11 protein-coding genes and 1 pseudogene are annotated in these 12700 nt (G+C 71.2%); 6 read left to right on the top strand and 6 right to left on the bottom strand.

Features of this window, described 5'->3' with window-relative positions; all coding sequences use genetic code 11:
• Positions 1-44 precede the first annotated feature (44 nt).
• Positions 45-2423: a xanthine dehydrogenase family protein molybdopterin-binding subunit gene (locus BJF86_RS12340; protein ID WP_075819373.1), complete on the top strand. Its 2379-nt coding sequence runs from the start codon at positions 45-47 to the stop codon at positions 2421-2423.
• 4 nt (positions 2424-2427) lie between these two features.
• Here the strand turns inward: BJF86_RS12340 and BJF86_RS12335 are convergent, their stop codons facing one another.
• From BJF86_RS12335 to BJF86_RS12325, 3 genes are all read right to left on the bottom strand, one after another.
• Complete coding sequence (locus BJF86_RS12335; RefSeq protein WP_022924714.1) at positions 2428-3147, bottom strand: hypothetical protein; 720 nt, start codon at positions 3145-3147, stop codon at positions 2428-2430.
• Complete coding sequence (locus BJF86_RS12330; RefSeq protein ID WP_237768203.1) at positions 3144-3770, bottom strand: hypothetical protein; 627 nt, start codon at positions 3768-3770, stop codon at positions 3144-3146. The genes BJF86_RS12335 and BJF86_RS12330 overlap by 4 nt, the downstream gene beginning before the upstream one ends.
• A gap of 172 nt (positions 3771-3942) precedes the next feature.
• Complete coding sequence (locus BJF86_RS12325) at positions 3943-4887, bottom strand: aldo/keto reductase (RefSeq protein ID WP_075819369.1); 945 nt, start codon at positions 4885-4887, stop codon at positions 3943-3945.
• A 126-nt stretch (positions 4888-5013) separates the two neighbouring features.
• On the opposite strand from BJF86_RS12325, the gene BJF86_RS12320 reads away from it, so the two are divergent.
• The 3 genes from BJF86_RS12320 to BJF86_RS12310 are packed head-to-tail and all read left to right on the top strand — an operon-like array spanning position 5014 to position 7930.
• On the top strand, positions 5014-5889 hold the full coding sequence (locus BJF86_RS12320; protein ID WP_075819367.1) for an oxygenase MpaB family protein: 876 nt from the start codon (positions 5014-5016) through the stop codon (positions 5887-5889).
• A complete protein-coding gene (locus tag BJF86_RS12315; protein ID WP_075819365.1) occupies positions 5886-6446 on the top strand; it encodes a 2'-5' RNA ligase family protein in 561 nt (186 codons plus the stop codon). The genes BJF86_RS12320 and BJF86_RS12315 overlap by 4 nt, the downstream gene beginning before the upstream one ends.
• Positions 6443-7930, top strand: coding sequence for a cryptochrome/photolyase family protein (locus BJF86_RS12310; RefSeq protein ID WP_075819363.1), 1488 nt, complete (start codon positions 6443-6445; stop codon positions 7928-7930). The genes BJF86_RS12315 and BJF86_RS12310 overlap by 4 nt, the downstream gene beginning before the upstream one ends.
• Positions 7931-8000: 70 nt before the next feature.
• Here the strand turns inward: BJF86_RS12310 and BJF86_RS12305 are convergent.
• Both BJF86_RS12305 and BJF86_RS12300 read right to left on the bottom strand, forming a co-directional pair.
• Positions 8001-8204 (bottom strand): annotated as a pseudogene (locus tag BJF86_RS12305) (PPOX class F420-dependent oxidoreductase); the annotation flags it as partial.
• A gap of 60 nt (positions 8205-8264) precedes the next feature.
• The gene (locus tag BJF86_RS12300) at positions 8265-9209 is read right to left on the bottom strand and encodes an HNH endonuclease signature motif containing protein (protein ID WP_075819361.1); all 945 of its coding nucleotides are present in this window, start codon (positions 9207-9209) and stop codon (positions 8265-8267) included.
• A 278-nt stretch (positions 9210-9487) separates the two neighbouring features.
• Between BJF86_RS12300 and BJF86_RS12295 the strand changes: the two genes are divergently transcribed.
• A complete protein-coding gene (locus BJF86_RS12295; RefSeq protein WP_075819359.1) occupies positions 9488-10108 on the top strand; it encodes a hypothetical protein in 621 nt (206 codons plus the stop codon).
• A 906-nt stretch (positions 10109-11014) separates the two neighbouring features.
• Positions 11015-11731 (top strand): hypothetical protein, encoded by a 717-nt coding sequence (locus BJF86_RS17605; RefSeq protein ID WP_143553829.1) that lies wholly within the window; start codon positions 11015-11017, stop codon positions 11729-11731.
• 632 nt (positions 11732-12363) lie between these two features.
• Here the strand turns inward: BJF86_RS17605 and BJF86_RS19395 are convergent.
• Positions 12364-12624, bottom strand: coding sequence for an integrase core domain-containing protein (locus BJF86_RS19395; protein WP_075819357.1), 261 nt, complete (start codon positions 12622-12624; stop codon positions 12364-12366).
• Positions 12625-12700: the final 76 nt, after the last annotated feature.

The raw sequence follows: 12700 nt of genomic DNA, 5'->3' as shown, positions 1-12700 counted from the left end.
TCATGCCGGTCGCCGACCCCTGGCCGTCGAGGCAGGATGGGCCCATGACGACACCCACGCGCGGGACCTCCATCCTCGGCACCGAGGTGCGCCGGGTCGAGGACCCCGAGCTGCTGCGCGGGCGAGGAACCTTCGTCGGCGACACCGACCTCGACGACCCCGAGGTGCTGCACGCGGTCTTCGTGCGCAGCCCGGTGGCGCACGCGCTGGTCCGCGGCGTCGACACCGCGGCCGCGGCGCAGGCACCGGGTGTGGTCGGGGTGTTCACCGCGGCCGAGCTCGGCGAGGAGCCGGTGCCGCCCTTCGCCCAGATCCACGACCGGGTGCCGCGCACCGCCCTGGCGACCGACCGGGTGCGCTTCGTCGGCGACCCGGTCGCGCTGGTCGTCGCGACCGGGCGCGCTGCCGCGGTCGACGCCGGCGACCTCGTCGACGTGGACTACGAGGACCTGTCCGTGGTGGTCGACATGGAGGCCGCGCTGGAGCCGGACGCACCCACGCAGTTCCCCGAGATGGGGAGCAATGTCGTCCTCGCGGTCAAGGACCCCGAGGGTGAGCCGGACGTGCTCGCGGGCGCGCACCGGGTCGCGCGGCTGCGCCTGGAGAACAACCGCATGGCGACCAGCCCGATCGAGGGGCACGGCATCCTCGCGCGCCCGACCCTGAGCGACGGTGAGGTCACCGGACTCGACGTCACCCTCGCCACCCAGCACCCGCACCTCGCGAAGAAGCTCCTGGTCCGCTGGACCGGGCTGCCCGCCGACGCGGTGCGAGTGCGGGCCCCGCACGTGGGCGGTGCCTTCGGCGGCAAGGCCGGGATCGCGCCGGAGCACGCGGCCGTGGTGCGGGCGGCGTGCCTGCTCGGCCGCCCGGTCCGGTGGGTGGAGACCCGCAGCGAGACGATGCTGTCGATGACGAGCCGGGGGCAGGTGCAGTACGTCGAGGTCGGGCTCGACGAGGAGGGTCGCATCACCGGGATGCGGGCGCGGCTGGTGGGTGACTGTGGGGCGTACGCCGGTTTCGGCGGGTCCTTCGCCAGCGGCTCGACCCGGACGATGTCCGAGGGCTCCTACCGGATCCCGCGGCTGCGCTACGACGCGCTGTCGGTCATGACCAACACCGCACCCACCGGCGCCTTCCGTGGGGCGGGCCGACCCGAGGCGGCGGCGATGCTGGAGCGGGCGATGGACCACGCGGCCCGGACGGTCGGCCTGCCTCCCGAGGAGTTCCGGCGCCGCAACGTCCTCGCCCCGGAGGACTTCCCGCACCGGACGAAGTTCGGCGCGCACTACGACACCGGCGACTACGCCACGACGCTGCAGGCGGCGCTGGACGCGGCCGGGGTGGACGAGCTGCGCGCCGAGCAGGAGCGGCGGCGGGAGCGGGGCGACGCGTGGCAGCTCGGCATCGGCATCGCGAGCTATGTCGAGATCACCGGCTTCGGCGGCTCGGACTATGCCGGGATCCGGGTCGGTGCGGACGGCTCGGTCGTCGTCATGGCCGGGACGTCGGCCCACGGGCAGGGGCACGCGACCGCCTTCTCGATGCTCGTCGCCGACGCCCTCGACCTCCCACTGGAGCGGGTGTCCTACGTGCAGTCCGACACCGCGCAGGTCCGCAGCGGTGGCGGCACCGGCGGGGCGCGGTCGGTGCAGCTCGGCGGCAGCGCGGTGCTGGAGGCCGCGCAGGAGCTGCGCGAGCAGGCGATCGCCACGGCGGCCGACCTGCTGGAGACGGCGGCGGCGGACGTCGAGCTGGTGGACGGCCGGTTCGCGGTCCGGGGCGTCCCCGGTGCGGGAGTGACTTGGGAGGAGGTCGCCCGCCGGGCGCACGAGGAGGGGGACGGGCTGCAGGTGGATCACGACTTCTCGCAGGACGGGTCGACCTTCCCGTTCGGCACCCACGTGAGCGTGGTCGAGGTCGATGTCGAGACGGGGGCGGTGCGGCTGCTCCGGCACGTGGCCGTCGACGACTGCGGGACAGTGGTCAACCCGCTGCTCGTGCGCGGGCAGCAGCACGGCGGGTGCGTGCAGGGCATCTCGCAGGCGCTCTGGGAGGAGTTCCGCTACGACGAGCACGGCAACCCGGTGACCGCCACCTTCGCCGACTACACGCTGCCCACCGCGGGCGACCTGGTCCAGCTGGAGACCAGCCTCACGACGACCCCGACGGACCGGAACCCGTTGGGCGCGAAGGGGATCGGGGAGGCGGCGACGGTCGGCTCGACACCGGCGGTGCAGAACGCCGTCGTCGACGCCGTCGCGCACCTCGGGGTGCGGCACGTCGACCTACCCTGCACGCCGGAACGGGTGCTGGGGGCCGTCCGCGAGGCGGGGCGGGGCGAGCACGACCCGTGGCGCGAGCCGCCGGCGATCTTCGAGGACCTGCCCGACCTGGAGTCCGTGGACGACGTCGAAGTGTGAGGGTTCAGACCCCGCTGGGGTCGTGCGTCCGGCCACCGTCCGCGCCCTCGACCGGCGGCTGCTCGAACCCGCGGGTGGGCGGTTCCGGCGAGACCACCGGTGGCTCGACGGGGCCGACCGAGGGCGGGTCCTCCGGGATGACGCCCACGCGCGGGTCCAGAGCGCCGGTGAGCGGGGTGTCCCACAGCGGTGCGCCGTCGGCCGGACCGGCCCAGGCGGCGGCGAGGGAGTCGGCGTCCGCCGCGGTGACCTCCAGGGCGCGGCTGCGCTCGGCGATCTCGAGCCGTGCCTGCTCGACGATCTCCTGGGCGCGTCCGTGCTCCCGCTCGATCTGCTCCACGTCGTCCTCGTCGAGCACCTCGAGCTCCACCTGCCCGTCGAGCCGGCGCACCGAGGCGGCCACCGTGCTCACCCGGGAGAAGGACGCGTCGAGGTCGCGCTGGGTCGAGGCCGTGAGGTCGTGCAGGGCGTGCAGCTGCGTCAGGACGGCCTGCGCCATGCCCTGCACGAGCTCCAGGCCCTGGGTGACCCGCGGCGCGTAGGCGAGGTAGGAGTCGGCACGGTTGCCCTCCCAGGCGGACGCCACGCGGGTGGTGACGTCGGAGCTGTCGGCCCCGGCGTTGCCCCCGGCGTCCCGCATCGCGGCCCACGCGTCGATGGCCTCCTGCAGGCAGGACACCTGGGCCCGCAGGTGCCAGACGTCGGCCTTGGTGAGCGTGATCATGCGGAGGCTCCGGGGCTGTCGACGTCCAGGCTGGGGCCCCGCTGGTGCGGTTCGGCCTGCGGCAGGTCGGGGCTGTCGGTGTCGAGCGCCGGTCCGCGCTCGTGCGGTGCCGCCTGTGGCAGCTTGCCCCGGTCGACGTCCAGGGCCGGGCCGTGCTCGTGCGGAGCGGCCTGGGGCAGCTCGCCCCGGTCGACGTCCAGGGCCGGGCCCTGCTGGTGCGGTTCGGCCTGCGGCAGGTCGGGGCTGTCGGTGTCGAGCGCCGGTCCGCGCTCGTGCGGTGCTGCCTGTGGCAGCTCGCCCCGGTCGACGTCCAGCCGTTGTCCCGGACCGTGCGGCTCGGCGCGACCCAGCACGGGCCGGCCGTCCTCGCCCACCCCACGCGGGGGGAGCCCACGCGGCGACGGCGAGGTCTCCAGGTCGGTCGCCGCCTGCTCCAGGTGGCCACCGTCGTGCATCACGGTGCGCTGCAGGTGACCGGCTGCGGCGTCGACCGCCCGTATCACGCGGTCGTAGGCAGCGGCGACCTGGGTGTCCTGCGACGGGAGGCCGAGCCCGGAGGTCGGCAGCCCGCCCTCGCGGACCAGGGAGCTGCGTCCCGCCTGCAGCGTCTGCGAGATGGTCACGAGGTCGCGCCCGCACCGCCTCAGCTCGGCTGGCTCTCCGCCGACCATCCTGATCTCCCCTTCGCCGTGTCCCGCCCCGGTCCCCGCCAGCATAACGACCAGCGACAGCGGGGGCCAGGATCCCCGGCACGCCGCGACGACGAGGCAGCGGCGTCCCGCGCCGGCACCCCGGTCAGAAGCTCGACGAGGCCTCGTCGAGCTCGCGCACGTCCGCCTCGGTCAGCTGGAGCGAGGTCGCTGCCAGCAGCGGCTCCAGCTGCTCGGGGCGGGAGGCGGAGGCGATCGGGGCGGTGACGCCCTTCGCCAGCACCCACCCGAGGGCGACGGTCGCGGGCTGCACGTCGTGCCGCTGCGCCACCTCGACGAGCACGTCCACCACCGCCAGGCCGCCGGCGTCGGCATACCGCCGCGCGGCGCCGCCACGGGCGTTGCCGGCGAAGTCCTCCTCGGTGCGGTACTTCCCGGTGAGGAAGCCCGAGGCGAGCGCGGGGTAGCTGAAGACGGCCAGCCCGAACTCCGCGACCAGCGGGGCGAGGTCGCGCTCGTAGTCGGCGCGGGAGACCAGGCTGTAGCGCGGCTGGATCGCGGTCGGGACGCTCGCCCCCTGCTCGGCGGCGGTCTCGAGGAAGGCGCGCAGCCGGTCGGGGGCGTAGTTGGACAGGCCGATCGTGCGGGCCCGGCCGCTGCGCACCACCTCGTCGAAGGTGGCGACCTGGTCGGCGATGTCGACCGAGTCGTCGTCGGTGTGCGCGTAGTAGAGGTCCACGTGGTCGGTCTCCAGCCGGTCCAACGACTCGTCCAGGGCGGTCATCACGGTGTCGCGGGCCAGTCCCTGGCGGCCGGGCTTCTTGCCCACCTTGGTCGCGACGAGCACCTCGTCGCGGTTGCCGCGCTCGGCCATCCAGCGGCCGATGATGCGCTCGGACTCGCCTCCCTCGTGGCCCTCGGCCCACGCGGAGTACATGTCGGCGGTGTCGACGAAGGACCCGCCTGCCGCGAGGAAGGCGTCGAGCACGGCGAAGCTGGCCTCGGCGTCGGCGGTCCAGCCGAACGGGTTGCCCCCCAGGTTGACGGGGAGGAACGTGCGGTCGGTGCCGGGAAAGGTGGGGTGAGACATGCGCCGACCGTACCTGCCGCTCCCGGTCGCCGCCGGTCTGGCGTGGCGGCACCGGTCCCCGCGTGGGACAGTAGGGACTGTCGACGCTTTGTCCAGCGTCTGTCCCAGGCATACACGAGGAGCACGATGACTCTCGCTCGGCTGCAGACTGCGCTCGGGAGCGCGTTGCGCGCCCGGGTCGCCGGGGACGACGCGAGCGAGCGCGCCGCGCGCATCTGGGACACGCCGGGGGAGCGCTGGTTCACCGAGCAAGACCCGGTCTGGCGGGTGCACGCGGACGCCGCGATGTTTCCCGGCGGCGTGGCGGCCCTGCTCCTGCAGATGCTCCACCCCATGGCCATGGCGGGGGTCGCGGGCCACTCCGGCTACAAGGGTGACCCCTGGGGAAGGCTGCAGCGGACGAGTACCTATCTCGCGGCCACCACCTTCGGCACCGTCGAGCACGCGATGGACACGATCGGTCACGTCCGCGCGATCCACGAGCGGGTGCGGGGCAAGGACGCCTTCGGGCGTCCCTACCGCGCCTCGGACCCGCACCTGCTGCGGTGGGTGCACGTCGCGGAGGCATGGTCCTTCCTGCACGCCTACCAGGCCTTTGCGCGCACCCCGCTCAGCACGTCCGAGGCGGACACCTACGTCGCGCAGGCCGGGGTCTCCGCCGGGCACCTCGGCGTGGTCGACCCGCCGCGGACGGTGCGGGCGCTGGAGGGTGAGCTGACGGCATACCGCGCCGAGCTCGAGGCCACCGAGCAGGCCCGGGAGGCGGCCCGCTTCCTGCTCGTGGAGCCGCCGCTGCCGCTGGCGTCGAGGCCCGGCTACTGGGCGATCGCCGCCGGGGGAGTCGCGTTGCTGCCGAGGTATGCGCGGGCCGAACTCGGGCTGCCCGCGTCGCCGACGCTCTCGCGCGGGGTGCTGCGGCCGCTCGGTCGGGCCAGCACCTCGACGGTGCGGTGGGCGATGGCCGGGGTGGGCCGCGACCGGGCGCAGGAACGGGCTGCGTGAGCCGGCAGCACGCCCTGGAGCTGGTGCTCTCACCGGAGGACGACGCGCGGGTCCGCGGACGCTGGCAGGCCCTCGAGGAGGGCGGGATCGCGTCGCTCGCGCGGCACCAAGGACGCACCCACCGCCCGCACCTCACCGTCGCCACGTCGCAGGTCGCGCCGGACGCGGACGTGCTGCGCGTCGCGCAGGACCTCTGGGCGCCGCTGCTGCCGCTGCCGTTGCGGGTCGACGGCCTCGTCCTGCTCGGCGGACGACGGGTGAGCGTCGCCGACCTCGTGGCCGCCCCGCTCGAGGCCCGCGTCGCCCAGGCCCGGGTGACCCACGCGTGGTCGGGTGCGGACGAGCGGCCGTGGATCCCGCACGTCACCCTGGCCACCCGGTTGAGCCTGGCCCGGGCGGGCGAGGCGCTGGAGCTGCTCGCGACGGCGGCCGGCCCGGAATCCCGGACCGAGACGCACGACGGCGCCGTCGCGCGCACGACGCTCACGGTGCAGGGCCTGCGCTGGTGGGACCCGGACCACGAGGTGGTCGCGCCGGTGGCGGGGGTCGCGGCGTGAGCGGCTCGACGCAGGTCCGGCTCGTCTACCCCCACCAGCTGCACGCGGAGCAGCTGCGGGTGCCGGAGGGGACGGTGCTCGTGGTGGTGGAGGACGACCTGCTCTACCGGCAGTACCCCTTCCATGCGCACAAGCTCGTGCTGCACCGCGCGGCCACCCGCCGTTTCGTCGACCGTGCCCGGGAGCAGGGGCTGGATGTCGAGGTCGTGGAGTCCTCCCCGGACCGGACCGGCGGCGAGGCCCTGGTGGAGCTCGTCGAACGGCTCTCGCCCGGGAGGGTGAGCGTGCTGGACGTCGCCGACGACTGGCTCGGGCGGCACTGCCGGGACCAGCTGCGCGAGGGTGGCTACGAGCTGCGCGCCGAGGACGTGCTCGACACCCCCGCCTTCCTCACCACCCGCGAGCAGATCCGTGAGCACTTCTCCACCGGCGGCGCGCGGATGCAGCACTTCTACGCCTGGCAGCGACGCCGGCTGGACGTGCTCATGGACGGTGACCAGCCGGTCGGGGGCCGGTGGTCCTACGACACCGAGAACCGCAAGAAGCTGCCCGCCGGACACCCCGTCCCGGACCCCGCGCTCGGGCCGGCGCGACGGCATACCCGCGTCACCGAGGCGATCGACTGGGTGAGCGAGCACTTCCCGGACGCCCCCGGGGACCCGGGGACCTTCTCCTGGGCGACGTCACCGGGCGAGGCGGACGCGGCGCTGCGCCGGTTCCTCGACGAGCGGTTCATGCAGTTCGGGCCCTACGAGGACGCGATCAGCGCCGAGCACCCGGTGATCTTCCACGCCGCGCTCACGCCAGCGCTGAACTGCGGGCTCATCGACCCCGACCAGGTGCTGGAGCGGGCGCTGGCCGCGGCGGACGAGCACGACGTGGAGCTGCCCAGCCTCGAGGGCTTCGTGCGTCAGATCATCGGCTGGCGGGAGTACATGCGGGCCACGTACCGGCTCTGGGGCCGCCGGATGCGCACGAGCAACGTCCTCGAGCACGGGCGGTCGTTGGACGAGTCGTGGTGGACCGGTGAGACGGGTCTCGAGCCGGTCGACCTCGTCATCCGACGAGTGCTGGAGCGGGGGTATGCCCACCACATCGAGCGGCTCATGGTGCTCGGCAACGCGCTGTGTCTGCTCAGGGTGCACCCGGACGAGGTCTACCGGTGGTTCATGGCGCTCTTCGTCGACGCCTACGACTGGGTCATGGTCCCGAACGTGTATGCGATGAGCCAGTTCGCCGCCGGTGACGCCATCACCACCAAGCCCTACGTCTCGGGCAGCAACTACCTGCGGAAGATGTCGGACCTGCCGGCGGGGGACTGGCGGGAGACGTGGGACGGGCTCTACTGGACGTTCGTCGAGGACCACCGCGAGGTCTTCGAGGCCAACAGCCGGGCGAACTTCGCGGTGCGCACCTGGGAGGGCATGGCCGAGGACAAGCAGCAGTCGCACCGCGACGCGGCGGCACCCTGGCTGGGTCGGTAGCTGGAGCCACCCGCACTTTTTGTCGGGCCAGCCGTGCGGCACGGAGGGGACTCGGCGGCGACCGCTCGACTCAGCTGTCGTCGTCGGCCAGGTGCGGTGGGAAGCCACCGGTCGCGATCGGTGACCACCGGGTGGGGGTGACCCGTAGCAGGGACTTGCCCTGGTCGCGCCTCGCCTGGCGGTACTCCTCCCAGCCGGTGTGCTCGCCGGAGATGCTGCGGAAGTAGTCGACCAGCGGCTCGAGGGCCTCCTCGCCGTCCAGCACCTCGCAGGTCGACGCCGGTCGTGGTGGCGATGGTGCGAGGCATGGTCACCACGGTGGCTCCGGGCGGGCTCAGAAGGGTGGTGGGGCGTCGGGCTGCCCATCCCAGGGCTGCCGCGGTCCCTTCTCATCGGTCTCGGTCGCGTGTTCGGGGGTTGGGCTGAAGCCGAGGAGGGTGGGGAGGGTGTCGAGGTCCTCGGGTGGTCCGCCGCGTCGTTGTCCGTCCTGGCCGCGGTGGGTGAGGGTGATCCAGCCGGTGAGCCGGGGGTCGTGGTCGGTGGCGCCGTCGGCGTCGTCGGTGTCGGCGAGCAGGGCGGCGGTGCCGCGGTGGGCCAGGGCGGTGTAGAGCGCGCGGCAGGCCAGGTCGAGGTCGTCCTCGAACGTGGGGATCGAGCCGCCGGTTCGGGTCGGGGCGCCGGTTCGGGTCGGGGTGCGGTTGTCGTCGGGCGGGGGTGACGGGGTGCCGGTTCGTGTCTGGTCGCGGGCTTCGTCGGTGTTGGTGTGGTCGTGGCTGTCGTCGGTCCGGCGGTGGGATTCGTCGGCCGGGGTGCGGTGGGTGGGGAGGTATTGGCGGTAGTCGTGGCCGCGGGTGCGTTCGACCTGGCCCAGGAGTGTCTGCCAGGTGAGGTCTCGTCGGGGGGTCAGGGTGTTGGTCCACCACTGGTCGGTCTTGAACTGGTGGCTGCGGACGTCCTTCAGGGTCAGGTTGGTCTCGCTGGTCGCTCCGCCGGTGCCCCAGGGGGTCTCGTGGTCGAGCTCGCATGACGTTGCGGGGGTGCGGCTTCCCGGTGCCCGGGAGTAGACGTCGGCGGCGATCACCTGGCGGCGCATCGCCGCATCCGGGCGGTAGGAGCTGATGCTGCGCTCGATCAGTCGCCCGTCGGCCGGGTCGACCAGCAACCTCGACAGGGTCGTGCCCGGGGCGAGAGCGAGCTCGCGGGCGTGCCCGGGGGTGATGAAGGCAGGGTGGCGCCCCAGGGCCTCACCGACAGCATCACCGGAACGCTGATGCACCATGGCCCTGGCCCGGTCTGAGGCCGGCCGGATCGTCATCACCGGGTGGACCGTGCCCGCGGGCGGTAGCGGTATCGGGCACGGCTGGCCGGCAGGTGGAGCAGGCGGGCCGACCGGTCAGGGTGTCCCAAGGGATGACGACCTGCAGGCAGATGTCGGGTTGGGCGGTGATGATCTGCGCGATGGCCTCGAGGCCCCCAGGAGTGATGAGGGGATCATGTGCCTCGTCGTGCCGCAGGAGTGCGTCCGGCGCCCCACTCCCGAGGGCGGACCGGGCCCAGATGATGCGGGAGGGCTTCGCGGACCGGTTCGGGATCCAGGACCCGGACCAGCTGACGGTGCGTGACCTGATCCAGACGGCAGAGTCCAGCGCCGAGGCCCAGGCACGGGCGGCCTCACCGCTGGCTCAGGCGGAGTGGGAGGTCGCCCAGTTCGGTTCCTACGCCGACGAGCTCGGCCGGGAGGCCGAGCGTCTCCAGGGGGTCGTCGAGGACGCTGCCGTCCCTGGCCCTGACGGTGAGCCGAAGAGCGCGCCGGATCACGAGTGGGCCACGTCCCGGCTCGCGGCGGTGCAGGACCTGCAGGGCCGGGCCGTCGACGAGCGGGACGGCGCGAACGACCGGGCCGAGCGGTTGCGCGCCACCGGCGCGAACAGTGCCGACCGCGGCCGGGAGTCCACGTGGGCCAAGCAGTGGGATACCCCCGAACGGCGCGACGCGCTGCGGTCCCGGCTCCAGAACACGAACAGCCTGCCGCCTGACGCCGTGGACGCCCGCCTGCTCACCGACCGCGCCCAGGGGGTGCCCCCGGACGCGGCGACCTGGCACCGCGGCTCTCGCGGCCACCAGGGCGCCCCCGCGCGAGCCAGGCAGGCCCAGCGGCAACCCCAGCGTCGCCGCTAGGAACGTCTCTCTACGGGTTACCGATGAGGGACCGGCAAGGTGGGTTCGAAAGACGCGCGTCCAGCCAATCCGCCATGAGACAACTTCGCTAGTCGTGTTCGTTCTACTAGTAACGGCAATACCCAACGGCTCCCTCACCTACACGCTGACCGCATCCCCACGCCAATGGCCTGGCCCTGCTCATCCTTCGCCGCATAGTCCTCACGATCCAACGGTTGACGGGCCTCGAAACCGGGAGTAACTTCAGCACTGATGGTGGGATCAAGGGTGACAAAGCGAGTATCGATAACCACTCGTACGACTGCTGTCTGTCTGTTGGTGCTCGGAGCTGCAGTGCCGGCTCACGCTCATCACGGGGTCGACAACGCTTATCAGAATCCGGGACTAGACGACTGTAGGCAAGGAAGCCCTCGTCAGGATGTCTGCCGAGCGGACAATGCGACTCACACATGGTTTCTTACCCAATGGGTATAGTTCAAGTTTTCTGAACGCGGCTGTCTCGTCAATGAACGACTGGGGTACAACAGACCTCAATACGGCTAGGGACACTTCACTTTCCTACTTGGAGACTGACGTTCATTTCTGGCCGGATAATACGCTAACGGATACAAATACACTGGCTAATACTGATTGCCTGACGGCGGTGAATTGGCTTAGGTGTGGGGCGTACCAAGTCAGAGTAAGACCAGACGTTTATCAAGGCGGTTATAACTTAGCGAAGGCGGTGGTATGTCATGAGACAGGGCATACTATCGGTCTTCTGCATGGGAATCAGTCAAACCCTCAGGTAGCCAACCAAAACCTCGATCTGGGTTGCATGCGAACGCAGCCACTCGATGGCCAGATGCGTTTCATTGGTGAACACAACCTGTGGGAAGCGGATCGGATGTACTAGACCACAAGGAGATGAGCCAAGTGGAGAGAATGCTGACCCAGGCCAAAACTGGCGCACTTGCCGTGGCCCTATTCGCCTTGGCGGCTTGTGGAGGTGCGTCGGTTTCAGAAACTGGAGGTGAGGATAGTTCTGACGCTCCAGCGGCTGTCAGTTCAGGTGAGAACGCAGCTGAAACGACAGCGGTCCGGGAAGCCGGAACACCGATTGTGCCGGCGGCGTCGCTGGGGGACATAGCCCGCTGGGGGTCTTCCGTCTTGGCGGTTTCCGTGGTCGGAGAAGAGGCGCGCAACACGAGTTCAGCGGGTCCTGGTGAGGTGGAGCTCGGTCGTGACCTTACCGTGCGCGTCGAGCAGGTTGTCTGGCAGCACCCGCAGGCCGTCACACGGGTATCCGCTGGTGACCAGCTGTCTATCTACACTTTTCCTGGGTTCGTTGAGGTTGACGGCCAGAGATCACCGGCAGCGCCAGAGGGTGCGATTCGCATGAACGTCGGTGAGGAGTACGTGGTCGCCATGGCCGACGACGTCACGGACGGTGCGCAAGTCCTCATCCTTCTCAACACTTTCAGTTGGGAGTCGGGCTCGATGAAATTTCCGAACTCCGCGCCTGTTCCTGAAGAGCAGGTGGCTGCTGATCTTGAGCGCCTGTCGACCGAAGAGGCAGGCAGCGGTCCCAGGGTTGGGGAGTCGCTGATCCAGCGTGTAGAACGTGTGGGACAGCGGGAGTAAGCCTTCTTCGGGTGATGCTGATACGTCCGCAAGACGCGGGCGCTTATGCGCCATGTTGTAGGCGTCGATGAATGTCCTGGCGCCCTGGCCGCGCCACTCTTGCTAAAAACATCGTGAGAATGCTGGACTAGGTGGAATTGGAACTAGTGTTAAATACACGGATCCAGCACTGGCGTGTCTTTACCGTCGAGAAGGACTGGCCAGGTTCAGGGGTCCTGCCTCCGAATCTCGCCCCGGATCTGGCACTCGCCCCGGGCCCGGGTGTGGTCCTGGGTCTGGCTCTGGTCGTGGTGGGGGAGGGTGAGGGTGCCGTGCAGCAGAGGGTCTGGGCGACGTCGGAGCGTAGCTGGGCCAGGGTGCGTTCGTCGCCGGCCTTGCGCAGGCTCTTGGCGCAGGAGTCCAGGCGTTGGGATATCGCGCACAGGCTGGTCAGTGGGCCGGTGACCGCGAGCGTGGCGGTGGAGTCGTCGTCGACCCGCAGCCAGACCGCCGCTCGGCCCGGGCCCGGGTGCGGCGTTCGCGCTCGGCCTGCACATCCTGGCCCTCGACGCGGACGGCTTCCCGCTCCAGCGCGGCCCGGAACTGCGCCGCGTGCCAGGGCCGCTCCAACAGCTCCCTGAACCGCCCCGGGTTCAGTGGAGAGTCGTGTGTGCTTCGGCGGCGGTTGCCGGCGAAGGGTTGTGGGCAGCGTAGTGGTCGTGTTCGTACGCTGCGGGTGCGAGGTAGTCGCACCATGAGTGCGGGCGGGTCGTGTTGTACCAGTCGACCCACCGCAGGGTCTCGAGCTCGACGTGTTCGAGGGTCTTCCAGGGGCCGCGGCGGCGGATGAGCTCGGTCTTGAAGACGCGGTTGAGCGCCTCCGCGGCCGCATTGATGCTCCTATAGATCGTCAAGTCGATCAGGCGACCATCTCGAGTTCCTCGTCTCGGGGGTGGGCGGTGGTATCGGGTGCTGGGAGGAGGCGGAAGA

It is taken from the genome of Serinicoccus sp. CNJ-927 (assembly GCF_001942435.1).
GTDB lineage: Bacteria > Actinomycetota > Actinomycetes > Actinomycetales > Dermatophilaceae > Ornithinicoccus > Ornithinicoccus marinus.
This window is presented reverse-complemented; position numbering and strand designations above follow the sequence as displayed.